This window comes from Pseudomonas persica, assembly GCF_900291015.1.
In the GTDB taxonomy this organism is placed as follows: domain Bacteria; phylum Pseudomonadota; class Gammaproteobacteria; order Pseudomonadales; family Pseudomonadaceae; genus Aquipseudomonas.
Genome location: NZ_OLKL01000119.1, coordinates 1 through 277, shown reverse-complemented (window position 1 = coordinate 277; position 277 = coordinate 1). Strand labels below are relative to the sequence as shown.

1 protein-coding gene is annotated in these 277 nt (G+C 49.8%); it reads right to left on the bottom strand.

Annotated elements, in window-relative coordinates; all coding sequences use genetic code 11:
* Positions 1–23: 23 nt before the first annotated feature.
* Positions 24–277 (bottom strand): TCP-1/cpn60 chaperonin family protein (locus tag FQ664_RS25960; protein ID WP_218570421.1); only part of this gene is annotated, 254 nt, incomplete at its 5' end.

Genomic DNA, 277 nt, shown 5'->3' with positions numbered 1-277 from the left:
CCTCCCTTGTTTATTTAACAGTTTCAATCATCCATATCCAAGTCGGACATGTCCATTTCCTGCGTGGTCGAAGATGCGATTACATCATCGATACGGAGGATCATGACTGCAGTGTCGGTGGCGGCGTTGATTGCCTGCTTTCCAACCCTGTAGGGTTCCACGACATTGTGTTCGTACATGTCATCGACTTTGCCGGAGAAGGGGTTGAGACCTGCGCTGACTTTGCCCTCTTTGTGCTGTTTCCTCATTTCGATGAGGGTGTCAATGGGGTCAAGTC